The 23,338-nt window shown below is 73.8% G+C and carries 21 protein-coding genes; 9 read left to right on the forward strand and 12 right to left on the reverse strand.

Annotation, left to right across the window (positions count from 1 at the left end; genetic code table 11):
* Positions 1 to 105: 105 nt before the first annotated feature.
* Positions 106 to 972, reverse strand: coding sequence for a menaquinone biosynthetic enzyme MqnA/MqnD family protein (locus tag ACZ7RU_RS29940; RefSeq protein WP_470344235.1), 867 nt, complete (start codon positions 970 to 972; stop codon positions 106 to 108).
* A 458-nt stretch (positions 973 to 1,430) separates the two neighbouring features.
* Between ACZ7RU_RS29940 and ACZ7RU_RS29945 the strand changes: the two genes are divergently transcribed.
* On the forward strand, positions 1,431 to 1,634 hold the full coding sequence (locus tag ACZ7RU_RS29945) for a cold-shock protein (RefSeq protein WP_189920031.1): 204 nt from the start codon (positions 1,431 to 1,433) through the stop codon (positions 1,632 to 1,634).
* Between the two features lie 282 nt (positions 1,635 to 1,916).
* Here the strand turns inward: ACZ7RU_RS29945 and ACZ7RU_RS29950 are convergent, their stop codons facing one another.
* Positions 1,917 to 3,257: a dicarboxylate/amino acid:cation symporter gene (locus tag ACZ7RU_RS29950; protein ID WP_470344093.1), complete on the reverse strand. Its 1,341-nt coding sequence runs from the start codon at positions 3,255 to 3,257 to the stop codon at positions 1,917 to 1,919.
* A 470-nt stretch (positions 3,258 to 3,727) separates the two neighbouring features.
* Between ACZ7RU_RS29950 and ACZ7RU_RS29955 the strand changes: the two genes are divergently transcribed.
* Positions 3,728 to 4,936: an MFS transporter gene (locus tag ACZ7RU_RS29955; RefSeq protein WP_470344094.1), complete on the forward strand. Its 1,209-nt coding sequence runs from the start codon at positions 3,728 to 3,730 to the stop codon at positions 4,934 to 4,936.
* 143 nt (positions 4,937 to 5,079) lie between these two features.
* On the opposite strand, the gene ACZ7RU_RS29960 is transcribed toward ACZ7RU_RS29955, so the two are convergent.
* The 4 genes from ACZ7RU_RS29960 to ACZ7RU_RS29975 all read right to left on the reverse strand — a co-directional run bounded on the left by ACZ7RU_RS29960 (position 5,080) and on the right by ACZ7RU_RS29975 (position 8,682).
* A complete protein-coding gene (locus ACZ7RU_RS29960; RefSeq protein WP_470344095.1) occupies positions 5,080 to 6,246 on the reverse strand; it encodes a LacI family DNA-binding transcriptional regulator in 1,167 nt (388 codons plus the stop codon).
* A 28-nt stretch (positions 6,247 to 6,274) separates the two neighbouring features.
* Positions 6,275 to 6,619: a DUF4229 domain-containing protein gene (locus tag ACZ7RU_RS29965; protein WP_470344096.1), complete on the reverse strand. Its 345-nt coding sequence runs from the start codon at positions 6,617 to 6,619 to the stop codon at positions 6,275 to 6,277.
* A gap of 123 nt (positions 6,620 to 6,742) precedes the next feature.
* A complete protein-coding gene (locus ACZ7RU_RS29970; RefSeq protein ID WP_470344097.1) occupies positions 6,743 to 7,270 on the reverse strand; it encodes a GNAT family N-acetyltransferase in 528 nt (175 codons plus the stop codon).
* 95 nt (positions 7,271 to 7,365) lie between these two features.
* On the reverse strand, positions 7,366 to 8,682 hold the full coding sequence (locus ACZ7RU_RS29975; RefSeq protein ID WP_470344098.1) for an MFS transporter: 1,317 nt from the start codon (positions 8,680 to 8,682) through the stop codon (positions 7,366 to 7,368).
* 132 nt (positions 8,683 to 8,814) lie between these two features.
* Between ACZ7RU_RS29975 and ACZ7RU_RS29980 the strand changes: the two genes are divergently transcribed.
* Positions 8,815 to 9,825 carry a GlxA family transcriptional regulator gene (locus tag ACZ7RU_RS29980; protein ID WP_470344099.1) on the forward strand — a complete coding sequence of 337 codons (1,011 nt, stop codon included), beginning with the start codon at positions 8,815 to 8,817 and terminating at the stop codon, positions 9,823 to 9,825.
* A gap of 404 nt (positions 9,826 to 10,229) precedes the next feature.
* Here ACZ7RU_RS29980 and ACZ7RU_RS29985 read toward each other — a convergent pair whose 3' ends face one another.
* Positions 10,230 to 10,703, reverse strand: coding sequence for an ATP-binding protein (locus ACZ7RU_RS29985; protein WP_470344100.1), 474 nt, complete (start codon positions 10,701 to 10,703; stop codon positions 10,230 to 10,232).
* 630 nt (positions 10,704 to 11,333) lie between these two features.
* Here ACZ7RU_RS29985 and ACZ7RU_RS29990 point away from each other — a divergent pair.
* Both ACZ7RU_RS29990 and ACZ7RU_RS29995 read left to right on the forward strand, forming a co-directional pair.
* Positions 11,334 to 11,924 (forward strand): sigma-70 family RNA polymerase sigma factor, encoded by a 591-nt coding sequence (locus ACZ7RU_RS29990; RefSeq protein ID WP_470344101.1) that lies wholly within the window; start codon positions 11,334 to 11,336, stop codon positions 11,922 to 11,924.
* Positions 11,911 to 13,131, forward strand: a complete 1,221-nt coding sequence (locus ACZ7RU_RS29995) for a zf-HC2 domain-containing protein (protein WP_470344102.1) — start codon at positions 11,911 to 11,913, stop codon at positions 13,129 to 13,131. Before ACZ7RU_RS29990 ends, ACZ7RU_RS29995 begins: the two co-directional genes overlap by 14 nt.
* A 17-nt stretch (positions 13,132 to 13,148) precedes the next feature.
* Here the strand turns inward: ACZ7RU_RS29995 and purU are convergent, their stop codons facing one another.
* Both purU and ACZ7RU_RS30005 read right to left on the reverse strand, forming a co-directional pair.
* Positions 13,149 to 14,015: a formyltetrahydrofolate deformylase gene (purU, locus tag ACZ7RU_RS30000; protein WP_470344103.1), complete on the reverse strand. Its 867-nt coding sequence runs from the start codon at positions 14,013 to 14,015 to the stop codon at positions 13,149 to 13,151.
* A 126-nt stretch (positions 14,016 to 14,141) separates the two neighbouring features.
* Positions 14,142 to 14,576 (reverse strand): SCO4402 family protein, encoded by a 435-nt coding sequence (locus ACZ7RU_RS30005; RefSeq protein ID WP_470344104.1) that lies wholly within the window; start codon positions 14,574 to 14,576, stop codon positions 14,142 to 14,144.
* 254 nt (positions 14,577 to 14,830) lie between these two features.
* Between ACZ7RU_RS30005 and ACZ7RU_RS30010 the strand changes: the two genes are divergently transcribed.
* The gene (locus ACZ7RU_RS30010; protein ID WP_470344105.1) at positions 14,831 to 16,132 is read left to right on the forward strand and encodes an ABC transporter substrate-binding protein; all 1,302 of its coding nucleotides are present in this window, start codon (positions 14,831 to 14,833) and stop codon (positions 16,130 to 16,132) included.
* A 71-nt stretch (positions 16,133 to 16,203) separates the two neighbouring features.
* Here ACZ7RU_RS30010 and ACZ7RU_RS30015 read toward each other — a convergent pair whose 3' ends face one another.
* Positions 16,204 to 17,421, reverse strand: a complete 1,218-nt coding sequence (locus ACZ7RU_RS30015) for a hypothetical protein (protein ID WP_470344106.1) — start codon at positions 17,419 to 17,421, stop codon at positions 16,204 to 16,206.
* 195 nt (positions 17,422 to 17,616) lie between these two features.
* Positions 17,617 to 18,993 (reverse strand): tetratricopeptide repeat protein, encoded by a 1,377-nt coding sequence (locus ACZ7RU_RS30020; RefSeq protein ID WP_355251029.1) that lies wholly within the window; start codon positions 18,991 to 18,993, stop codon positions 17,617 to 17,619.
* Between the two features lie 306 nt (positions 18,994 to 19,299).
* Here ACZ7RU_RS30020 and ACZ7RU_RS30025 point away from each other — a divergent pair, with 306 nt between their 5' ends.
* Positions 19,300 to 20,013 (forward strand): bifunctional DNA primase/polymerase, encoded by a 714-nt coding sequence (locus ACZ7RU_RS30025; RefSeq protein ID WP_470344107.1) that lies wholly within the window; start codon positions 19,300 to 19,302, stop codon positions 20,011 to 20,013.
* 407 nt (positions 20,014 to 20,420) lie between these two features.
* On the opposite strand, the gene ACZ7RU_RS30030 is transcribed toward ACZ7RU_RS30025, so the two are convergent.
* On the reverse strand, positions 20,421 to 21,113 hold the full coding sequence (locus ACZ7RU_RS30030; RefSeq protein ID WP_470344108.1) for a metal-dependent transcriptional regulator: 693 nt from the start codon (positions 21,111 to 21,113) through the stop codon (positions 20,421 to 20,423).
* Positions 21,114 to 21,334: 221 nt separating this feature from the next.
* Here ACZ7RU_RS30030 and ACZ7RU_RS30035 point away from each other — a divergent pair, with 221 nt between their 5' ends.
* Positions 21,335 to 22,099, forward strand: coding sequence for a sugar isomerase domain-containing protein (locus ACZ7RU_RS30035; RefSeq protein WP_470344236.1), 765 nt, complete (start codon positions 21,335 to 21,337; stop codon positions 22,097 to 22,099).
* Between the two features lie 272 nt (positions 22,100 to 22,371).
* A complete protein-coding gene (locus ACZ7RU_RS30040) occupies positions 22,372 to 23,319 on the forward strand; it encodes a DUF4231 domain-containing protein (RefSeq protein ID WP_470344109.1) in 948 nt (315 codons plus the stop codon).
* The last annotated feature ends 19 nt before the right edge of the window (positions 23,320 to 23,338 follow it).

Consider the following 23,338-nt stretch of genomic DNA (forward strand, 5'->3'; position numbering starts at 1 on the left):
CGGCCATCGACGGTCAGCCGGCCACCAGCAACGGTCGGCCGGCCACCGCCGGCCAGCCGCCGGTCGCGCCTCGGTGCAGACCGTACCGGCCCGAGCGAACCCCTCTCACGCTCCCGACGGCAACGCCTCCACCGGCACCGCCCCCACCGGCGACGCCGCCGGCTCCAGCAGCCGCACCGCGACGTCCGGGGCGAACCCGCTGTCGTGCGCGACCCGCCGGGCGAACTCCGTGACACCCGCCAGCTGCCGCTCCCCGAGCGAGAAGTCGAGCGCCTCGCTGAAGTACCGCTCCAGCACGTCCGCCCCGAAGGCCTCCCAGCGGGCGGCCTGCTCGGCGACCTTGGCGGCCTCCACCAGCGACAGGTCGCGGGACTCCAGGAAGGCCCGGTGCACCGCGGCGGTCAGCTCCGGGGCACGCTCGGCGAACTCGCGCCGCACCGCCCAGACCGCGAAGACGAACGGCAGGCCGGTCCACTCCTTCCACATCTCGCCGAGGTCGTGGACGGTCAGTCCGAGGTCGGCCGCCTGCCCGAGGTAGGCGCGCAGGGCCGGGTCGCCGATCAGGACGGCGGCGTCGGCCTCGGCGAGCATCGCGCTGAGGTCCGGCGGGCAGCTGTAGTAGTCCGGGTGCACGCCCTCGCGCTCCTCCAGGAGCAACCGGGCGAGCCGTACGGAGGTGCGGCTGGTGGAGCCGAGGGCGACGCGGCGGCCGTCGAGGTCGGCGAGCGGCACCTTGCTCACGATCAGGCAGGACATCACCGGGCCGTCGCTGCCGACCGCGATGTCCGGCAGGACCAGCAGGTCGTCCGCGTTGCGCAGGTACTCCACGCAGGTGATGGGGCCGATGTCCAGGGCGCCGTCGACGAGCTGGTCGCTCAGCTTCTCGGGGGTGTCCTTGGTGAGGTCCAGGTCGAGCAGGTTGCCGGTCCTGGCGAGTCCCCAGTAGAGGGGGACGCAGTTCAGGAACTGGATGTGACCGACCCGCGGCCTGACCGGGGTGTCCTGCCGGGGCTCCCGCGTCCGCGCGTCCGGTGTTCCTGCTTCCGGTGCTGCCACTGCGCCGCTCCCTTGCTGTTCGTGCCTCCACGCAGCGTATGCCCGCTGTTCGCGGCGGCCCCCACCGGCCGGACCCGACACGCCCTCACGCACCGCCGACGCGCCTTTCCGTGGCCGCTCCCGCCCTTACGACACGCGCCTTCCACGCCGTAAGTGACCTCTGGTCGTCACAGCGGCCGCATGCTAGCGTTGCCCTCAGTTGCAGTTTGATTCCCCTTGCAGTACTTGAAGCCTGCGGAGCATGTAACCGCAGGCTTTTTGTAGTTTTTCAGCAATATCGAAAAATTTCGGACACGTCCGGAGGCAGGGCGATCAGCGCAGCGGACCGGGTGTCACACGGTGTGGCCCCCGACACGCATCGCAAGGAGAACGGCATGGCTCAGGGAACCGTCAAGTGGTTCAACGCTGAGAAGGGCTTCGGCTTCATCGCCCAGGAGGGCGGCGGCCCCGACGTCTTCGTTCACTACTCCGCCATCAACGCGAACGGCTTCCGTTCGCTGGAGGAGAACCAGACGGTCACCTTCGACGTCACCCAGGGTCCGAAGGGCCCGCAGGCGGAGAACGTCACCGCTGTCTGACCATCCTCTGATGATCTGATCGCTCGGGACCCGCACGGGTCCGACGGCGGCTCCCGACGGCCGCCACCATGAGCACAAGAGCAGTACCCAAGGGGGCCCGCCCGACCGGCGGGCCCCCTGCCTTTTCGAAATCCGCGCCCGATCCGCGCCCGATCCGCGACCCGCCGGCAGTTCGGGCACGGAGTGCGGAATGCGGAAAGGGCCCTCCCCCGTCGCCCGGGGAGGGCCCTTTCCGTCAAGCCGATCGAACGACCCCTCTGACGTCCGATCGCCCGTTCGACCTCAGACCGCGGCCGGGGTCGCCCGGCCGGCGCCGACGGCCGGCTTCGCGTCCTCGTCGTACAGGTCCGCGGAGGGGTTGTTGTACGCGGTGACGTCCAGGATCTTCTCCCGGGCGGCGACCACGATCGGCACCACGACCTGGCCGGCGACGTTGGTCGCGGTGCGCATCATGTCCAGGATCGGGTCGATGGCGAGCAGCAGGCCGACGCCCTCCAGCGGCAGGCCCAGGGTGGACAGGGTCAGCGTCAGCATGACGATCGCACCGGTGAGGCCCGCGGTGGCGGCCGAACCGACCACCGAGACGAAGGCGATCAGGATGTAGTCCTTGATGCCCAGCTCGATGTTGTAGACCTGGGCGACGAAGATCGCGGCGACGGCCGGGTAGACCGCGGCGCAGCCGTCCATCTTGGTGGTGGCGCCGAACGGCACCGAGAAGGACGCGTACTCGCTCGGGACGCCGAGGCGCTCGGTGACGCGGCGGGTGACCGGCAGGGTGCCGACCGAGGAGCGGGAGACGAAGGCCAGCTGGATCGCGGGCCAGGCGCCCTTGAAGAAGTGCAGCGGGTTGAGCCCGGCCGCGAAGCGCAGCACCAGCGAGTAGACGACGAACAGCACCAGCGCGCAGCCGAGGTAGATGTCCAGGGTCAGCGTGGCGAACGGCTTCAGCAGGTCCCAACCGTACTTGGCGACGGACTTGCCGATCAGGCCGAGGGTGCCGAGCGGGGAGAGCCGGATGACCCACCACAGCGCGGTCTGGGTCAGCTCCAGCACGGACTCGCTGAGCTTGAGGACCGGCTCGGCCTTGGCGCCGAGCTTGATGATCGCCGCGCCGACCACGACCGCCAGGAAGACGATCTGGAGCACGTTCACCTTGGCGAAGGAGTCGACGATGTTGGTCGGGAAGATCCCGGTCAGGAAGTCGATCCAGGTGCCCTTGGAGTCGAGCGCCTTGAGGCCCTCGGTCTTCAGGTCGGTGCCCTTGCCCGGGTTGGTCAGCAGGCCCAGGCCCAGGCCGATGCCGACCGCGATCAGCGAGGTGATCATGAACCAGAGCAGCGTGCGGGTGGCCAGGCGGGCCGCGTTGGTCACGTTGCGCAGGTTGGCGACGCTCACCACGATCGCGGTGAACACCAGCGGCGGGACGGCCAGCTTGAGCAGCTGGACGAAGATCTTGCCGATGGTCTCCAGGGTGGTGGCCAGCCAGGAGATCTCGGCGGTGCGGGCCAGGTAGCCGAGGCCGACGCCGAGCACGAGGCCGGCGACGATCTGCACCCAGAAGGGCGTCTTGCGGATGCGGGCGAGCACGGACGGCGACGAGGTCGCCTCGGGCGCTGTGGACATGGGGGAGCGTCTCCGGGGGAGGGCGTTGCTGACGGTGAGGTGTGGGGCGGAGCAGGCGGCACGGCGCGGGGCCGGACGGAAGACGTCGGACCCCCGGTCAGGGGCGTGCCGCCGCGGTACAGCTCAGGGCGGTACGGCGCATGGCGCGACAACGGCGCGGGCTGTCCACAGCACCGGCCGGAGCACACGGGCGGGCGGCGCCGGGCAGTCGGCCCGGGCCGTTCATCCGCAGTGTCTCCGAGGCTGTCATGGCCGATACGTTAGCAGCAAAGGTTTGAGATGTTCAAAGTACTTGTTTGAGGTCACGCAGAGTCCCTGCCCGCGCCGAGCCGGCGCGAACCCGCACTCCGGGCACGAACGAAGCTGACGCCCCATCAGGCCAGCCGGGCGGCCCGATTGACCGCTGAGCGGTTATACGTATAACTTTGACGTCGTCCCCACCCCCGCCTGCCCACCCGGAGAGGACCCCGATGGGCTACCTCGCCCTGCTCCGTGCCCCGCACGTCACCCGTCTGCTGCTCGGCACCCTGCTCGGCCGGCTGCCCGCCGGCATGACCGCCCTCGTCATCGCCCTCGCCCTGCGCGACGCCGGAGTGACGTACGGCCGGGTCGGCCTGGCCACCTCCGCCTACGCGATCGCCGCCGCCGTCGGCGGGCCGGTGCTCGGCCGGATCGTGGACCGCACCGGACAGCCGCGCGTCCTGCTCGCCTCCGCCGTGGTGGCCGGCGGCGGGTACGCGCTGCTCGCCCTCGCCCCCGGCTCCGCGATCGCCGCACCCGTCGGCGCCGCGATCGCCGGTCTGGCCATGCCCCCGCTGGAGCCCTGCCTGCGCTCGCTCTGGCCGGACGTGGTCGAGGAGAAGCAGCTCGACACCGCGTACGCCTTCGACTCCGCGTCCCAGCAGATCCTCTACGTCGCCGGCCCGCTGGCCGTCGCCGCGATCTCCGGGCTGTTCAGCCCGGTCGCCGCGCTCTGGGTGGCCGCCGGGCTCGGCCTCCTCGGCGCGCTGGTCGTGGCCACCGCCGGGCCCGCCCGGGCCTGGCGCGCCCCGGCCCGGGAGCAGTCCGCCGGACTGCTCGGACCGCTGCGCTCCCCCGGACTGGTGCTGCTCCTGGTCGGACTGGCCGGGGCCGGCTGGGCGGTCGGTTCCCAGAACGTGCTGTTCATCGCCTACGGCGAGCAGCACGTCGGCTCCCTGCCCGGCGGCGGAGGCACCCTGCTGGCGCTGGCGGCGCTCGGCGGCCTGCTCGGCGCCCTCGCCTACGGCGCGGTCGAGTGGCGGCAGACCACGGCCACCCGCACCTGGGTGATGGCCCTCGCGATGGCCGCCTCCTACCTGCCGCTGTTCGCCCTGCCCGGTCCGTACCCGATGGCCGCGCTGGCCTTCCTCTCCGGGATCATGCTGGCCCCGCTGCTGGCGGCCGCGTTCGTGCTGGTCGCCGAACTGGCGCCGACCGGCACCGTCACCGAGGCCTTCGCCTGGCTGGTGACGCTGTTCGCCACCGGCAACTCGCTCGGCTACGCCGTCTCCGGCAAGCTCGCCGAGGACTCGCTGCGCCCGGTGGCGCTGTGCGCGGCGGGCGGGATCGCGCTCGGCGGGCTGCTGCTGTTCGGCGCCCGGCGCTGGTTCCACCCGGTGCCGCTCGCCCCGTCCGCGCAGCCCGTCCCGGTGGGCTGACCCACCCCACGAACGACCGCGCCCGCCGGTGGTCTGGCCGGCGGGCGCGGTCCTCTCCTTCACTCGCCTACGGGTGATCAGCTGCGGCGGCCCCGACGACCCGGGCGGCCACCGTGGACAGCGCGCCGAAGGCCGGGCCGTGATCAGCGCGCCGGAGCCGTGCCGGCCGGCGCCGTGGAGGAGCGCAGCACCAGCGAGGTGGCCAGCGGCGCGACCGGTGCGACCGGCTCCCCGCGCAGCAGGGCCGCCAGCGCGGCCGCGCCCGCCCGGCCCAGCTCCTCGCCGGGCAGGTCGACGGTGGTCAGCGGCGGGGCGAGCAGCGCTGCCACCGCGACGTTGTCCATGCCGACCACCGACAGGTCCTCCGGCACCCGCAGCCCCAGCTCGGCGGCGGCCTGGTAGACCCCGGAGGCGACCACGTCGTCGTCGCAGACCACCGCGCGCGGCCGGTCCGCGCGCTCCAGCAGCCGGCCCGCCACGGTCCGGGCGGCCCGGTGGCCGTCGTTCAGGCTCACACCCAACTCGACGACGTCCAGGTCGAGTTCACGGGTCGCCAGCTCGAAGGCGGCCTGCCGGACCCGGAAGGTGTACGCGGAGTGGCTGGAGCGCAGCCGGCCGATCCGGCGGTGGCCGAGCGCGGCCAGGTGCTCGACCGCGGCGCGCATCCCGCCGGCCACGTCGAGCTCGACGGTCGGACGCGCCCGGTCGGTACCGGGGTCGGCGTCCAGGAAGACGGCGGGGGTGTCGGCGGGCAGTTCGCCGAGCTGGCTGTCGTCCGGGGAGCAGATCAGCAGGCCGTCGAAGCGGCCGGCGGTGGCGGCCTCGGCGAGGGTGGCACTGCCCCAGCCGGAACTGACCACCACGGCCAGGCCGTTGCGGCCGGCCTCCTGGTGGACACCCTCCAGCACCCGGCCGAAGAACGGGCCCTGGAGGTTCGGCACGGCCAGCAGGATCATCCCGCTGCGGCCGAGCCGCAGCTGCCGGCCGGCCGCCTGCGGGCGGTAGCCGAGGCTGCGGGCGGCCTCCCGGACCCTCCCGCGGGTGGCCTCGGAGACCCGTCGGCCGGCCTCGGCGCCGGAGAAGACCAGGGAGACGGTGGCCTGGGAGACCCCGGCGAGCCGGGCCACGTCCCGCCCGGTGGGCCGGCGGACGGGGGCCGGCCAGGTGCCGGAAACCCCCTCGGAGGGCGGCTGTTCGACGGTTGCCCCCTCGTCGGGCGGCTGCTCGGAGGATGCCACCTCGACGGGCGGCTGCTCGGACGACGGCTCCGGCGACGGCTCGGACGGCACGGAGTCCCGGGTGGCGGACACGGCGGCTGCGCTCGTGGGCGGGGCCGGGTCAGCTCTGGCCGGCGGTGGCCGCGCGGGCGGCGTCGTCGGCGGCGTCCTCCTCGGCGTTCTGCGCGGCGATCCGCTCGGCGGTACGGCTGCGCATCCCGGAGACCTTGCCGCTGATCTGCGCGGACATCGCGTCGCGCTGCTTGCTCAGCAGCGCGTAGCTGAGCGGCGCGGAGGCGACCGCGGCCAGCAGGAACAGGAAGATCATGCCGGCCTCACCGCTGACCGGGATGACCTGGAAGTGCCCGAGCAGCAGGGCCACCAGCAGGCAGCCGAGGAAGATGCTGACCCGCATGGAGGTGTAGCGGAGCGTGGCGTGCGACTTCTCCGGGCCGTTGCTGGTCACTGGACACATCCTTCTTCTTGCGCTGGGGCGGGTCCTCCAGTCAAGCATGCCTGACAGCACGGGCGGGGCACGGGTCACCCGATCCGGTTCACCCGGCCCGGTCAGCCCGCGCCCGGGCGGCTGTCAGCGCAGATCGAGCCACATGGTGATGTCGTCCCGGTCGTCCCCGGGGGCGACCCGGATCGCGGCCGGCACCCGGCCGACCTCCCGGTAGCCGCAGCGGGCGTAGAACCGCTCCAGTCCCAGGCCGCCGCGCGCGGTGAGCCGCAGCGCCTCCAGCCCCCACCCCCGGGCGACCCGCTCGGCCTCGGCCAGCAGTCGGGCGCCGTGGCCGTGGCCCTGGAAGTCGGGGTGCACCATGACCCGCTTGAGCATCCGCCAGTGCTCCATCGGGCCGAACCGCATCGACTCGAAGAACAGCGCCCCGACCAGCCGGCCCGTCGCGCTCTCGTGCGCGACCAGCAGCCGGTCCGGACCGTCCGGCTCGACCCCGGCGAACTGGTGGTCGGCGGTGTCCCAGACCTCCTCCTCGGTGACCGGCGCCAGGAAGCCGACCGCCCCGCCGGCGTTGGTGACGTCGGTCCACAGCCGGACGATGTCCGTCCGCAGGTCGGGGTCGAGCTTGGGGTCCAGGGTGAAGGTGAGCGCCATGGGGCGGAGCCTAGACGTCCGGTACGACGATCCGACCGGGAGGACTGGGAGGACTGGGAGGACCGGCACCGCCCCCACCTGCGAACGACCGGCCGTCACGGGAGGGCCGGCACCGCCCCGTCGGCCCGCCCGGTGCGCAGCGCCAGGCAGAGCCCGACCGCGACCACGCACAGCGCGCCGGCGCCGTACCAGGTGAGGTCGTAGTTGCCGAGCGCGTCCCGGGCCAGGCCGGCCAGGCCGGCGACGACGGCCGCGCCGATCTGGTGGGCGGCGAGCACCCAGCCGAAGACGATCGGGGCGTCCTCGCCGAAGTGCCGGCGGCAGAGCGCGACGGTCGGCGGCACGGTGGCCACCCAGTCCAGGCCGTAGAAGATCACGAAGGCGAGGATCGGCGGCTGGAGCGAGCCCGCCAGCAGTTGCGGCAGCAGGAGCAGGGACAGGCCGCGCAGCCCGTAGTAGACGGTCAGCAGCACCCGGGAGTCGACCCGGTCGGTGAGCCAGCCGCTGAAGACGGTGCCGAGCACGTCGAACACGCCGATCAGGGCGAGCAGGCTCGCGGCGGTAGTGACCGGCATGCCGTGGTCGTGCGCGGCCGGGATGAAGTGGGTGCCGACCAGGCCGGCGGTGGTGGCGCCGCAGATCGCGAAGGAGCCGGCCAGCAGCCAGAACGCCCGGCTGCGGGCGGCGTTCCGCAGCACCCGCAGCGAGCGGGCCAGGGCGCGGCCGTTGGCGGCGGGCGCGGGCGGGGCCTCGGTCGCGCCGTACGGGAGCAGGCCCAGGTCGGCGGGACGCTCGCGCATCAGCAGCAGGACCGGGACGGCGACGGCGGTGGCCGCGAGCGAGACCACGACCACCGCGGAGCGCCAGCCGTGCTGCTCGACCAGCCAGGCGCCGACCGGCAGGAAGACCAGGTTGCCCGCCGCCCCGGCGGCGGTCAGCACCCCGGTGACCAGCCCCTGGCGGGCCTGGAACCAGCGGCCGGTGATGGTGGTGGCGAAGGCGCCGGCCATCGAGCCGCTGCCGAGGCCGACCAGCACGCCCCAGCAGAGCACCAGTTGCCAGGGCTCGCGCATCAGCATGGTCAGCCCGGCACCGACCGAGATGGTCAGCAGCGCGCAGACCACCACCAGCCGGACGCCGAAACGGTCCATCAGGGCGGCGGCGAAGGGGGCGGTGAGGCCGTAGAGCGTCAGGTTGACGGAGGTGGCGCTGGAGATGGTCCCGAGCGACCAGCCGAACTCGTTGTGCAGGGCGTCCATCATCAGGCTCGGCGTGGAGCGGAAGCCGGCCGAGCCGAGCAGGACGAGCAGGGAGACGGCGGCCACCACCCAGGCGTAGTGCACCCGGGGGCGCTTGGCCGGGGCGGGCGGTCCGGAGCGGGACGTGGGGGCGAGGGCGCTGCGTTCGGTCACGGGAACGAGTGTTCCGGTCCGACCGGAGCGGGACGAGTGGCCTGAATGACAGCTTTCGCAAGAATCGGGCCAAGGCCAGCGGTACGCTGAGCCGACTCCACCCCCGAACGCACCCACACCCCGAGGGACGGCATGGCACACCTGGTCGCGGTACTCGCCCTGGAGGGCGTGATCGCCTTCGAACTCGGCATCCCCGCCCGCATCTTCGGCGGCGCCAAGGACCCGGCCGGGCAGCCGCTGTACGAGGTGGCCACCTGCACCCTGGACGGACGGCCGGTCACCACCAGCGCCGACTTCCGGATCATGGTCGACCACGGGCCCGAACTCCTGGAGCGGGCCGACACGGTGCTGATCCCGGCCTCCTCCGACTCCAGCCCGGCCGTCGCCGACGCCTGCTTCACCCCGGAGCTGGCCGCCGCGCTGGCCCGGATCCGGCCCGGCACCCGGCTGATGTCGATCTGCACCGGCTCCTTCATCCTGGCCGCCGCCGGGCTGCTGGACGGCCGTCCGGCCACCACCCACTGGCGCTACACCGAGCGCTTCGCCTGGCTGTTCCCCCAGGTGCGGCTCGATCCCGACGTGCTCTACACCGACGACGGCGACGTCCTCACCTCCGGCGGGGTGGCCGCCGGGGTGGACCTGTGCCTGCACGTGGTGCGCCGCGACCACGGCAGCGCGGTGGCCAACGCGGTGGCCCGCAACTGCCTGGTGCCGCCGTGGCGCGAGGGCGGCCAGAAGCAGTACGTGGAGGCCCCGAGCCCGGTGGACGCCGACGACAGCGGCACCGCCGCGGTGCGCGCCTGGGCACTGGAGCACCTGGACCGGCCGCTGGCACTGCGGCAGCTCGCCGACCGGGCGGGGATGAGCGTACGGACCTTCACCCGGCGCTTCCGCGAGGAGACCGGCGCCAGCCCCGGCCAGTGGATCACCACCCAGCGCACCGAGCGGGCCCGCCAGTTGCTGGAGCGGACCGACCTGACGATCGACCAGGTCGCCCGGGAGTCCGGTTTCGGCACCGCCGCCTCGCTGCGGCTCCAGCTGCGCGGCCGGCTCGATGTGGCGCCGAGCGCCTACCGCCGCACCTTCCGCGCGCTTCCCGAGAGCCGCAGCCTCCCCGAAGTCCCCGCCCGGCGCGCTTCCTGAGTGCGCCCCGGGCATCGACCGGCCGGTGGCCGGATCTCACCGCTCCCGGACGACGCATTGGATGGCGGCAGGCCGCGCGCACCCCGAGCACGGCACGGCAGGCCGCCATCCAATCGCGGCGCGCGAGCCCTGAAGCCGCGCCACACCCTCCGCACTCGCCAAGGAGCGGCCCGCGACCGGCCGTCCGCGATCCCCCCTGCTGGCACGAATCCCCTGGACAGCAGCACCGCGGCGGTGGACGGACGTCCCCTCGGCGTCCCCTCGCAACGGAGCGCCGCACCCAAGCGTGATCAGTCGGATACGTCACGTCAATGGGTAGTCCGAAATTCGGAATGGTTGCGTCACCTTTCGGCCGGTGATCGGCGCCGGTGATCGGCACGGTCCGACGGCCGCCGCGAAAGCCGCTATTGCGCCAAAGCCGCCCAGTCCACGTCCGCCAGCGGATCGGCCGGGCGGGCGGCGCTGCCGATCTCGCACCAGACCCGCTTGCCCGAGCCGTCCGGGTACCAGCCCCAGCGCTCGCAGAGCAGCTCGACCAGCTCCAGGCCGCGCCCGTTGGTCGCGTCCTCGTCCGCGCCCGCGTGCCGCGGGGCCGGGGCGACCCGGCTCGCGTCGGCCACCTCGACCCGCAGCGGGGCGGCCGGCCCGTCCTCCGCCGGGCCGTCGGCCACCGGCAGGCAGAGCCGCAGCACGGCCGGACAGCCGGTGTGCACCACGGCGTTGGTCACCAGCTCCGAGACCACCAGCACCACCGTCTCGGCCATCGGCGCGTCCGGGTCCACCCCGTGGTTCAGCAGCCGCGAGCGCACCCACCGGCGGGCCCGGCCGACCTCGGCGGGGTCGGCCTCCACCGCCAGCTGTACCTGAAGAACCTGCACCGCTCCACCACCCGCACTCGCAGTTCGGCCTAAGTCCCGATCGGGCCGGTCCGACCGGCGGGCCCGGCCCGTCGCCCGGCGTCACCCGAGCCGTACCCGGGCGCCCGCCCGATCCGTCCGCCCGCGCCCACTCGTCCGCGCCGACCCGTCGGTCGGTCACCGGCCGCGACACGAATACGCCTCAGGATGGGCGGGGGGACGGACAGCAGCAAGCGCTTCGGGCATATTCCGGCGATCGGGCGACAGGGCAGTGCATACTGTCCCGCTCACTCTCGCGAGCCTCGTACCGGTGATCGTCCGGCCCGGGCCGCTCCGCCGGTCCCGCAGTCGGGAACCTACCGCCGCGCGCCCCGCCCACCCCGCCCGCCACTCACGAACCACCCGTGCGACATATGTCCATCGGCGCTCGAACAGCGGCCCCGACGGCGGCGGACGGCGGACGCAGGAGGCGGACGGCGGCACGATCCGGGCCCGGTGGAGCGGGCCGTGAGGTGCGCGCCGGGAGGCACGTCCATGAAGAGGGCGATCCGCGAGGAACGGTTCCGTTCTTGCCGGAATCGCCCCCGGCGCCGCCCGGCCGCAAGATACCGTTGGGTACGCCAGCGAACCCGGTCAGGAGGGTGGTTCCCGATGGCCACCCCGGAGCGGACCCCGCGCTGGGACGAGCAGTTGCAACGCCGCCTCGCCCGCGGCGAGGAGACGGCGCTCGGCGAACTCTACGACCAGCTCGCGCCGATGGTGCACGGCCTGGCCGGGCGGATACTGGCCGACCAGGCCGCCGCCACCCAGCTCACCCGGGAGATCTTCGCCCATGTCTGGGAGCACCCCGAGGACTTCGACCCCGCCCGGGGCACCCTGCGCTCCTGGCTCGGCGCACTGACCCACCACCGCGCGGTCGAACGGCTGCGGGCGCGCCGGGCCGCCGAGCGCGCGCCCGGCGCGGAGGCCGAGATCCGCGCCGTGGCCACCGCCGCCCGGATGCAGTACGTGGTCGACTCCCTGCCCCAACCCCTGCGTGAGACCATCGCGGTGACCTACTACGACGGCCGCACCTACCGCGAGACGGCCCGGCTGCTCGGCATCGGCGAGCAGGCCGCCAAGCAGCGGATGCGGCTCGGTCTGGAGCTGCTGGCCACCGAACTGGCCGACGAACGCGCCCGCCAGGACGGAGCCGGCGGGAACGGGCCGGGGACGGGAACGGGGAGACGTGAGCAGCACTGAGGAGCGGCACGACGCCCTGCGCTCGCTGCTCGGCGCATGGGCCCTCGGCGCCTGCCCGGCCCGCGAGGCCGCCGAGTTGGAGCAGCACCTGCACGGCTGCCGGGAGTGCGCCGAGGAGGCGGCCCGGCTGCGCGAGGCGGCCGGCTGGCTCTCCCTGGACGAGCCGCTGGACCAGCCCGGCTCGCTGCGCCAGCAGGTGCTCGACTGGTGCCTGGCCCGCCGCCCCGCCGAACTGCCCGTCCCCGCCTGGGGCATGCCGTACACGGCGGAGACCGCCAAGCTCGACGCGCTGCTGCGCGACCTCGGCCCGGAGGAGTGGCAGGAGGTGGCCGAACTGCCGTGGCACGGCGGCACCGAGCGGCTGCGCCCGGCCGAGGTGCTGGGCCATCTGTCCGCGGTGGACGGCTTCCTGGCGCTGGCGCTCGGCCTGCCCGACCCGGTGCCGGCCGCCCCCGGCCCGCCCGCCGCACCGGCCGGGCGGCGGGTGCCGCCGCAGGAGCCGGCCGCCGGGCCGGCGGTGCCGCGGGTCCCTCCGCAGGGCGGTCCGTACGCCGCGATCACCGCGCGCACCGCCCGGCTGATCGCCGACCAGGACGGCCTGGCCCCGCAGTCGGTGCGCTCCCGCTGGCGGCGGCAGGCCCACGACCTGGTGCGCAGCGCCGCGCTCGCGCCGCAGGGCAACACCCCGGTCGACTACGGCTTCGCGGTGCTGCCGCTGCGCGACGCCTTCGTGGACCGCGCCTTCGAGTGCTTCGTGCACGGCGAGGACGTGGCCCGGGCGGTCGCCTACCCGTACGATCCGCCGGCGCCGCAGCACCTTCGGCAGATGGTGGAGCTGGTGGTCCGGCTGCTGCCCCGGGCGCTGGCCGGGCTGCGCGCCGCCCGGCCCGAGCACGCCGGGGCGCCGGGCGGGCCGGAGCGCGCGGCCCGGACGGCCCGGCGGGTGCGGCTGATGGTCGACGGCCCGGCGGGCGGCGAGTGGCTGGTCAGCCTGGACGGCGACGACCGCACCCGTGGCGCCGACGGGAACAGCGGGAAAGGCGAGGGCGGCGGCGAGCCGGTGGCCTCGATGGTGCTGGACGGCCTGGAGCTCTGCCAGCTGGCCGCCGCGCACCGCGACCCGGACCGGCTGCCGGTCGGCGAGCACGGCGACCGCGCCGCGGTCCGCGAGGTGCTGCACGCGCTCCCGCTGCTCTCCCGGCCGTAAGCCGGCGGCTACGGGATCTAGGCGAAGACGACCGTACGGGTCCCGTCCAGCAGCACCCGGTGCTCGCTGTGCCACTTCACCGCACGGGCCAGCGCCTGGCACTCGACGTCCCGGCCGAGCGCGACCAGCTGGTCGGGGCTGACGTCGTGGGTGACCCGGGCCACCTCCTGCTCGATGATCGGGCCCTCGTCCAGGTCGGCGGTGACGTAGTGCGCGGTGGCGCCGATCAGCTTCACGCCGCGCGCGTGCGCCTGGTGGTACGGCTTGGCGCCCTTGAAGCTCGGCAGGAAGGAGTGGTGGATGTTGATCACGCGGCCGGACAGCTCGGTGCAGAGCTGGTCGGAGAGCACCTGCATGTAGCGGGCCAGCACGACCAGTTCGACGTTCTCCTTGGCGACCAGGTCGAGCAGCTGCCGCTCGGCCTCGGCCTTGGTGTCCTTGGTGACCGGGATGTGGTGGAAGGGGATGCCGTAGCTCTCGGTCAGGTCCCGCAGGTCGGTGTGGTTGGAGACCACCGCGGCGATCTCCACCGGCAGGGCGCCGATCCTGGTGCGGTAGAGCAGGTCGTTCAGGCAGTGCCCGAACCGGCTGACCATGAGGACGATCCGCATCCGCTCCTCGGTCGGGTGGATCTGCCAGTCCATCCCGAAGGAGGCGCCGATCGCGGCGAAGCTGGCCCGCAGCTTGTCCGCGGTGACCGGCTCGGGGGCGGAGAAGTGCACCCGCATGAAGAAGAGCCCGCTGTCCGCGTCCCCGAACTGCTGGCTGTCGATGATGTTGCAGCCGGTCATGAAGAGGTAGCTGGAGACAGCGTGGACGATGCCCTGCTTGTCGGGGCAGGACAGCGTGAGGACGTACTGGGCGCTGGCCGGCTGCTGTTCCACTGGGGATGTTCCGTTCTGGGGTCGTGACGTGCGTGGATGGTCCAGCGTGTCACATCCCGGACATCCGCCGCCCCGCTGCCCGGACTGCGGGACGGCGGGACGGCGGGACGGCGGGTGTCCGGCCGGTCAGACCTGGGTGAGGATGCGCAGCACGTCCAGCGACTTCGGCGCCGCGTCCGGGTCGTCCCCGTCGCCCACGGCCAGCGCGACGTGCGCCTCCCGGGCGGCCCGGACGGTCTCCGGCCAGCCGGGGTGGCCGAGGTAGGCGGAGGCCGGCGCGTCCGCACCGACCTCGTGCAGCATCTGCACGGCCCGCAGCACCGCGACGTCCACCAGCGCGGCCTCGGCGGAGTCGCGGAGGACCGTCCCGACGTACTTCTCGGCCGACCAGCGGTCCAGCCAGGTGTCCTCGACCAGCCGGTAGACGGCGTCGGTCACGTCGCCGTAACCCTCTCTCCCGGTCAGCCAGGTCTCCTGCTGGAAACCGGGGTCGGACAGCATGTGCAGCGCCGAGCGCAGTCGGGCTCGCCAGCGCCACCAGGGCAGGTCGTTGAGCGGCATGCCGCCCATCGTGCTGGAGCGGTGGCCCGGACGAGAAGTGTTTCGGGCGTACCGGTGCGAAGAATCTGTGCTGGCGGACATGGTGAACGATCGTACGTTCCCCGTCTGTTCGTACTCCACTCGCGATCTACACGCGTACCTCTCCGGATTTCGTCGGCCGTTTGCCGTCCGTTCGCATTTCGGCCCTCTCGCCTTGTGGCGCCGGGGCTTGGCTGGTTCCGGTGCGCCCGAGTGCGCCCAGAGAGGGATTAGCGATGACCAGCCGAAGGGACTCGTTCCAGGCCCGTCCCCGGATCGTGCGACGCCGCCGCCGACGCCCGATCGCCGCCGCCGTGACCACCGCGGCCCTGCTCCCCACCCTCTTCTCGGCCTCCGCGTGCGGCGGACCGGCCGATGCCTCCACCAGCGGCAACGATCTGACCGTGATGACCTGGGCCCCGGCCGGAACGGGATCCGCCGACCGCCCGGGCATGACCGCGCTCGCCTCCGCCATCGGCCAGGACGCCAACACCAAGGGCGGACTGAACGGCCACCGGCTGCGGGTGGTCACCTGCAACGAGCACAACACCGCGGACGGTGCCCGCGCCTGCGCCCAGCAGGCGGTGGACGCCAAGGTGGTCGCCGTGATCGGCTCCTACAGCCAGTGGGGCGAGGCGTTCATGCCGGTGCTGGAGCGCGCCGGCATCCCGCTGATCGGCGGCTACGGACTCTCCCAGCCGGAGTTCACCAGCCCGCTGTCCTACCCGGTGGACGGCGGCATGCCGGCCCTGATCGCGGGCAACGGCCGCCAGCTGGTGGACGCCGGCTGCAAGTCCGTCGCCCTGGTCCGCCCGGACACCCCGGCCGGCGACAACCTGCTCGGCTACCTGGGCACCGCACTGCGGCCGGCCGGGGTCAGGCTGACGGACGTCAAGGCGCCCGAGCAGTCCTCCGACTACACCCCGGTGGTCCGCAAGGCGATCGGCAAGGACGAGCCGGGCAACTGCGTCACCAGCGCCCTGGCCGCCGAGCCGACCGGCAACCTGCTGGACTCCTACCGGCGGCTGAACCCGAAGAACACGCGGATCGCCTCGGTGATCGGCAGCGTCCAGCAGTCGGTGGTGGACTCCACCGGCGGCGACGGCGGCCCGCTCGGCGGCGCCTACGTCACCAGCTGGTACCCGCCGGAGTCGGCGAAGGTCTGGGACGGGCTGCGCGCGGTGGTGCGCACCGACACCACCGGCGGGCACCCCATCGACGTCTCCGACCCGGGCGTGCAGACCACCTGGGTCGCGTACGAGGTGTTCCGGACGGCGGTGCAGAAGCTCGCGGAGGCCGGCAAGCCGGTCACCCCGAAGGCGGTCTCCTCGCTGCTGGACAGCGGTGAGGGCATCGACGTCGGGATCACCCCGCCGCTGAACTGGGGCACCACCAACATGCTGCCCAGCAGCGGGTCGCCGCGGCTGGTGAACACCTGGGTCACCTACCAGGTGGTCAAGAACGGCCGGATGACCCTCCAGCAGCCGGGCTTCGTCGACGTCCGCTGGGCGCTCACCGGGGGCCGCCCGCCGGCCTGACCCGGAGCCCGTCAGCGGTGCGGGGGCGGTCCTTCCGGGCCGCCCCTCCACCGTTCACGGCCCGCCGTCGCTCACAGGTCGCCGTCGCTCCGGTTGGGCAGTCCGGTCTGGCCGGCGATCGCGTTCCAGAGGGTGGCGGCCTGCTTCTTCGCGGTGGTCGCGGTGCCGCTCGCCTGGACGGCGTTCTTGTAGTGCTGGTTGTCCTGCTTCTTGGCGTCGCAGGCGCCCTGGGCGTCCTGTGCCCAGGCGGCGTACTCGTCGTCGGCCAGGGCCGAGGCCGTCCAGGCCGCGTTGAGCTGTTCGACCAGTTGCTGGCCGCCGGGCAGCTTGTCGGTCTTCAGCTGGCCGAGCTTGCTCTGCAGCTCGCGCCGCTTGCCGGCCGCGGCGGTCAGCGCCTGCTGGGACTCGGGCAGCTTGTCGCACTTCTGCACCGAGGCGACCGCGGAGACCACCGAGCTGCGGCTGTCGCTCGCGGTGCCCAGCAGGTCCGACAGCGGCTGCGCCTGGGCCTTGACCTCCGGGTCGACGGCCGCGCCGGAACCGCTCGCGCTCGGCGTCCCGGGGGTGGCGGCGGTGGTGGCGGAGGTGGCGGCCACCGGGGCCTTCTTGTCGTCCTTGGGCGCGTCGCCGCCGCCCATCAGGACCGCGACCAGGATGCCGGCCGCCGCGCAGCCCGCCACCACGCCGCCGATGATCAGCTTGTTGGACGGACGTCCACCGCGCCCCGAGCCGTCTCCCTGGGTCGCGTCGTATCCCTGGTCGTAGCCCTGACCGTAGCCCTGGCCCTGTTCCGGGGCGTAGCCCTGGTGGTAGTCCTGCGCCGGGTAGGCCGGCTGCGGCTGCGCGGCCGGCGGGTAGCCCTGGTAGCCCGGCGCGGGCTGCGGCTGGGGCTGCGGGTAGCCGGGCTGGGCCTGCGCCGCCGGGTAGCCGACCGCCTGCGGGTCGCCGACCGGGTAGGGCGGCAGGTGCTGGGTCTCCGGCGCCGGATCGGCCTGCGGGGCGCCGTACCCGGGCTGGGGGGCACCCCACGGGGCCTGGCCGGGCATCGAATGGCCCGGCATCGGCTGGCCCGGCATCGGCTGCGCGGGCATGGCCTGGGTCGGCAGCACGTGCGCGCCCTCGCCGAGGTACTCCGGCTGTCCGGACGGCTGCCCCACCGGCGGCACGGCCGAGTGGCCCTGCGGCTGGCCCGGCTGCCTCGGCTGGCCCTGCGGCTGGCCGGGCTCGGGGCGGAACAGGTCGTCCAGGTTGAAGTCACCGGAGTTCGGGTACGAGCGGCGCTGACTCAACGCGATTCCTCACCTGTGCAGGACCGCGCACTGACGGCGGACCACATCTCGTCGGTTCTTGGGAGCATCACAGTTCCTTGGACGTCGCGTCCACGCTACCGGTTCACCTCACCGGGTGACCACGTGGGCGGGACATCCGTCACGCTCCCTGCACAGACGATCCGAGGCCCGCCTCGGTCTCAGGCCGCCTCGGTCTCAGGCCGCCTCCGCATCCGCCCGGGCGTGGAACTCGCGGACCACCCGCTGCTCCCGGTACGGCTCCAGCCTGCGCCGGAACTCGTCCAGGTACTCCACGCCCCGGTTGGAGCGCAGCCCGCTCAGCAGCCGGACCGCCTGGGCACCCGTCTCGCAGGCGCGTTCCAGGTCCCGCTGCTGGAGCTGGGCGGTGGCCAGCAGGACGAGGTCCACCGCGCGGCGCCGGACCCTGGTCGGCGGGTGCAGGTCGAGCGCCCGGCGGGCGTAGTGCTCGGCCTGGCCGGCCTGTTCCAGGTCCCGGTGGCAGTGGGCCAGCTCGTCCGCGAGGTAGGCGTCGTCGAAGTGGGCGATCCAGTCCGGGTCGTCCTCCGGGCGGCGCTTCTCCATCATCTCCAGCGCCCTGGCCGACACCGTCTCGCAGGAGCGGGCGTCACCGAGCAGGGCGTGGCCGCGGGCCTCGGCGGCGTAGAACATCGCCATCGCCGTCGGGGTGGCCACCGAGCGGGCGCCCTCCTGGGCGGCGCGGGCGAGTTGGGCGATCTCCCGCGGGTTGCCGAGGGTGGCCGCCAGGTGGCTCATCGAGGCGGCCAGCACGTAGCCGCCGTAGCCGCGGTCGTCGGCGGCCTGGGCCAGCCGCAGCGCCTGGATGTAGTAGCGCTGGGCGAGCCCGGGCTGCCCGGTGTCCACCGCCATGTAGCCGGCCAGTTCGGTCAACCGGGCCACCGCGGCGAAGAGTTGGCGCCCGGTCTCCTCCCGGTAGGCGCCGCCGAGCAGGCCGGAGACCACCGAGTTGAGGTAGTGCACCACCACCGGGCGCACATGGCCGCTGCCGAAGCGGTGGTCCAGGTCGACCAGCATCGCGGTGGTCGCCCTGATCGCGGCCACGTCGGTCGGACCGACCCGGGGGCCGCCGGCCCGCGCCACCACCGGGTCCGGCGGGGTGATCAGCCAGTCCCGGCTGGGCTCCACCAGCGCGGAGGCGGCCACCGTCGCCCCGGTCAGGAAGTCCCGCCGGCCGACGTCACTGCGCCACAGCTCGCAGACCTGCTCCAGGGCGGCGCCGATGGTCGGCGCGAACTGGAGCCCGATGCCGGAGCTCAGGTTCTTGCCGTCCGCCATGCCGATCTCCTCGACCGACACGCTGCGGCCGAGCTTGCGGCCGAGGGCCTCGGCGATCACGGCCGGCGCCTGCCCGCGCGGCTGCTGCCCGCGCAGCCAGCGGGCGACGGAGGTCTTGTCGTACCGAAGGTCCAGCCCGTGCTCGGCGCCGCAGAGGTTGACCCTCCGGGCCAGGCCGGCGTTGGAGCAGCTGGCCTCCTGGATCAGTTGCTGTAGACGCTCGTTGGGCTGTCGTGCGACGAGTGGTCTCGCGGCCATTGGGCTTCGCCTCCCCACACCCTCCGGTCCCGGCCGGCGGGCGACGATTCTGCTGATCTGTTGCCGACTGTCCGACCGTCCAAGGAATCTGACACCAGGTTAGCGATCAGCAACGTCAGCGGGATACCCACGGTGACGAACCGCACCCCCCTTGCGCCCTGGGAAATGCTCCCGTGCGCCCCCGCTGCGCCTGCCCTCGACCCCATCAAATCGGTCGACTAACCGGAACGGGTGACATTGCCGTGATGCACCCAACCGGGCGCCATCGGGCCGTAACCAGCCTCACACACGGTAGTTGAGCAGCCCGTGGAAGACTTCCCCGACGCCTCGGGCCGGAACGAGACGGCCGCTGCGCCCCCCTTGCTCGCCGAAGCCGTCGGCTACGCCGAGACCTGCCACTGGGAGGTGGCCCCGGGCGCCTGGCTGATCGACGACGGCGACGGCGGCGTCCGCTGCTCCTGCGCCGACCGGCGCTGCACGCTGCCCGGCGCCCACCCGCTGGACACGGACTGGGGGCGGCGGGCGAGCGCCGGTCCCCGCGCGGTCCGGGCCTGGTGGACCGAGCAGCCGCAGGCGTCGGTCCTGCTGCCCACCGGGCGATCGTTCGACGTGCTGGACGTCCCGGAGACGGCCGGCTGCCTGGCACTCGCCCGGATGGAGCGGATGGACCTCCAGCTCGGCCCGGTCGTCGTCCAGCCCGCCGCACCCGGGCGGATCGGGCGGCGGCTGCACTTCCTGGTGCTGCCCGGGGTCGCGGCCAGGCTCCCGGAGCTGCTTCGCCGGCTCGGCTGGCCGCCCGGCCGGCTGGACCTGGTCGCCCGCGGCGAGGGCGACTGGACGGTCGCCCCGCCGTCCCGGATCGGCTCGCTGGGGTACGCCCAGTGGGCCCGCTCCCCCTCCGCCCTCAACCGCTGGCTGCCGGACGCCGCCGAACTGATCAGCCCGCTCGCGTACGCCTGCGGCCGCGAGGCGACCTCGGTCCGCGCCGCCCGGGCCGCCCGGCCGGCGCCGGTGGGCTGACCGCGGCCGGTTCCGTCCGGCCCCCAGACGGCCGCCCTCTGCCGATCGGGTGAGGGCGCGCACCGCGCGACACAACGCGCACGAGTGACGGGCCTTGTCCCCCACCGGGGACGGGGCCCGTCATACGCATGTCCGGATAAGGCTTCCGTGTACCCGCTGGTCAACCGTAGAAGCCCCTCGGACGAGTGACAGCACTCAAGGATTGCCATGATCGGCCGAGGGGAGGAATTGCGGTGTGTGGGGACGCCGGCAGGGGCGCTCGGACGGGGAAGCCGGGCGGCGGCGGTGGAGGGGAACGGGAGGGACGGAGGGGAACGGGAGGGACGGGGAGGACGAAGGGGCCCGCTGCACGGGGAGCAGCGGGCCCCTTCGCCGTACCGGCTCCGCCCGGCCGGCGGGACGCGGGCTCAGGCCTGGGCGACGAAGACGTGCTGGGCGATGTCCTTGCCCAGCTCCGCCGCGTTGTCGCCGGTGCCGACCAGCACGCCGCCGACGCCGGCGTTCACCTTGACCGTGGAGCCCGGCCGGACACCGGCCCGGCGCAGGGTGCTCATCAGCGCGCTGTCGGTCTGGATCGGCTCGCCGATCCGGCGGACCACCACGTCGGCCCCGGCGTCACCCGGCTTGACGGTGTCCAGCGGGACGAGCCCGGCGTCGAAGCCCTCCCCCTCGGCCTTGGTGTCGCCCAGCTCGTCCAGGCCCGGGATCGGGTTGCCGTACGGGGACTGGGTGGGGTGGCCGAGCATGGCGAGCACCTTGCGCTCGACCGTCTCGCTCATCACGTGCTCCCAGCGGCAGGCCTCCTCGTGCACCTGCTCCCACTCCAGGCCGATCACGTCGACGAGCAGGCACTCGGCGATGCGGTGCTTGCGCATGACGCGCACCGCGAGCCGGCGGCCCTCCTCGGTCAGTTCGAGGTGGCGGTCCCCGGCGACCTGGAGCAGCCCGTCGCGCTCCATCCGGCCGACCGTCTGGCTGACCGTGGGGCCGCTCTGTTCCAGCCGCTCCGCGATCCGGGCACGCATCGGGACGATGCCCTCCTCCTCCAGCTCCAGGATGGTGCGAAGGTACATCTCAGTGGTGTCGATCAGCCCAGACATCGCCGCTGGCTCCGTTCTTCGGTGTCCTCACCGCCAATTCTGACGTACCGGACCGACAACCGGGCCCGCCCCGGGGCTCCGGAGAGCCGTTTTGTTCCTGTTGACAACGATGCCGCCGGAGCGCGACCGTGCTCGCCGAAGCTTTCTCCACCGGCGGTCTGGACCACCCGGACCACCCCACCCGGCCGGAATCCCCCACCGGCAGAGAGCGAAGGCAGCAGATGAACGACCTGGTCGGCCGGTACTTCGACGCCGCGATCGCCCACCTCCAGCGGGTCCGCGAGGAGGAGGCCGACACCATCGAGGCCGCCGCCGCGCTGCTGGCGGAGGCGATGACGGAGGGCCGACGGGTCTTCACCTTCGGTGCCGGGCACTCCGCGCTGGCGGCCCAGGACGTGGTCTACCGGGCCGGCGGGCTGGTCCCGATGAACCTGCTGAACGTCCCCGGGACGGTCGGGGTGACGGTGATGCCCGCGCCGCTGTCCAGCGCGCTGGAGCGGGTCTCCGGGCTGGCCACCGCCACCCTGGACCTGACCCCGGCGACCACCGGGGACCTGCTGTTCGTGATCTCGCTCTCCGGCCGCCAGGTGATGCCGGTCGAGCTGGCCCGGTACGCCCGGGACCGCGGCCTCAAGGTGGTCGGCGTGACCTCGCTGGCGTACCCGGCCGAGGTGCCCTCGGCGCACCCGACCGGCACCTACCTGAAGGACCACTGCGACGTGGTGCTGGACAGCAAGATCGCGGTCGGCGACGGCGAGCTGACCCACCCCGGCGCCGAGACCACCTTCGGCCCGGTCTCCACCGTCGTGACCAGCGCGCTGATGCAGGCCGTGGTCGCCTCGGCGGTCGGCCGGCTGGCCGACCGGGCCGCCGCCGGGGAGTGCCCCGCGCCGCCGCTGTTCCGCTCCGGCAACGTCCCGGGCGGCACCGAGTGGAACGCGAAGCAGATGGCCGAGAACACCGACCGGGTCTTCTACACCTACTGACCGCACCTACAGACCGCACCCACAGACCCCACCCGCCGACCGCACCGGCCGGCGGCATCCACCGGCCCGGCCGGTCGCCCGCGCACACCCGCCGCCCCGCGCGCGCCCCCCGACACCTCCCCGCACGCTGGGTGCCGGTACGAACACGGGGAGTACCGGACAACCACCGGGCCTTCCCGGCCACATCCGGCCACCCCGGGCGTCACCAGGCGTACCGGCGAGCCGCCCGGGGCAGGAAAGGGTGCGACCGGAGCGACTGGTGGGGGCCGAACATGGCGTCTGTTGCGGGACGGACCGGGTGGGTAGGGGAGCGGGACCTGCTGCCGGAGTTCTTCTGGGCCGCCGACGCGGCCTCGCTGCGCGGGCAGCGGCGCTCGGTGCTGCTCTGTGCCTGGGAGCTGGTCCTGCTGGTGGTCGCCGCGGCGACCGGCTCGGCCGACGGCGAGCCCTGGGCCTGGTCGGCGGCGGTCGCCTACCTCGGCGCGGTCGCGCTGGCGGTGGTGGCCGGCCGGCAGAACCCGCAGGGCCTCTGGTACGAGGGCCGGGCCGCCGCCGAGTCGGTGAAGACGCTGGCCTGGAAGTACGCGGTCCGGGCCGACGCCTACCAGCCCCCGCCGCGCCCCCTGCCGAACGCCGAGGGCCTGTACCGCTTCCAGCTCGCCCGGGTGCTCGGCGCGTTCCGGGACAGCCCGGTGGCCGTCCCGGAGGACGGGGTGGGGATCACCCCGGCCATGCGCGACCTGCGCGGGCAGCCGCTGGCGGTGCGCCGGGAGGTGTACCTGGGCGAGCGGATCCAGTTGCAGCACGACTGGTACCGCGCCAAGGCCCGCTACTGCGCCCGGGCCGGGTACTGGGCCGGGGTGCTGGGCGTGCTGCTGCCCGCGATCGGCCTGGTGCTCGCCCTGCTGCGGGCGCTCGGCGCGTTCGGCTACGACGCGCTGGGCACGGTCTCGGCGGTGGCCGCCTCGGTCGCCGCCTGGGCGCAGCTGCGCCAGTACCGGCCGCTGGCCGCCGCGTACGCCCTGGCCGCCGAGGAGCTGGCGCAGATCCAGCGCCAACTCGCCCGGCTGGACCTGGAGTCGGTGGAGGCCGAGGAGGTCTGGGCCCGCCTGGCCCGGGACGCCGAGGACGCCATCTCCCGCGAGCACACCACCTGGCAGGCCCGCCGGGAGGTGCGCACCACCACCGACCGGGAGCCCGCAACCGACCCGGAGCACTGAGGAGGCCGCAGGTGTCGTT

The sequence above is a fragment of the Kitasatospora sp. NPDC114501 genome (assembly GCF_055633695.1).

Coding starts and splice junctions, on each gene's coding strand:
- ACZ7RU_RS29945 (WP_189920031.1), top strand. CDS start 1,431: ATGGCTCAGGGAACCGTCAAGTGGTTCAACGCTGAGAAGGGCTTCGGC.
- ACZ7RU_RS29950 (WP_470344093.1), bottom strand. CDS start 3,257: ATGTCCACAGCGCCCGAGGCGACCTCGTCGCCGTCCGTGCTCGCCCGC.
- ACZ7RU_RS29955 (WP_470344094.1), top strand. CDS start 3,728: ATGGGCTACCTCGCCCTGCTCCGTGCCCCGCACGTCACCCGTCTGCTG.
- ACZ7RU_RS29970 (WP_470344097.1), bottom strand. CDS start 7,270: ATGGCGCTCACCTTCACCCTGGACCCCAAGCTCGACCCCGACCTGCGG.
- ACZ7RU_RS29980 (WP_470344099.1), top strand. CDS start 8,815: ATGGCACACCTGGTCGCGGTACTCGCCCTGGAGGGCGTGATCGCCTTC.
- ACZ7RU_RS29990 (WP_470344101.1), top strand. CDS start 11,334: ATGGCCACCCCGGAGCGGACCCCGCGCTGGGACGAGCAGTTGCAACGC.
- ACZ7RU_RS30005 (WP_470344104.1), bottom strand. CDS start 14,576: ATGCCGCTCAACGACCTGCCCTGGTGGCGCTGGCGAGCCCGACTGCGC.
- ACZ7RU_RS30010 (WP_470344105.1), top strand. CDS start 14,831: ATGACCAGCCGAAGGGACTCGTTCCAGGCCCGTCCCCGGATCGTGCGA.
- ACZ7RU_RS30020 (WP_355251029.1), bottom strand. CDS start 18,993: ATGGCCGCGAGACCACTCGTCGCACGACAGCCCAACGAGCGTCTACAG.
- ACZ7RU_RS30030 (WP_470344108.1), bottom strand. CDS start 21,113: ATGTCTGGGCTGATCGACACCACTGAGATGTACCTTCGCACCATCCTG.
- ACZ7RU_RS30035 (WP_470344236.1), top strand. CDS start 21,335: ATGAACGACCTGGTCGGCCGGTACTTCGACGCCGCGATCGCCCACCTC.
- ACZ7RU_RS30040 (WP_470344109.1), top strand. CDS start 22,372: ATGGCGTCTGTTGCGGGACGGACCGGGTGGGTAGGGGAGCGGGACCTG.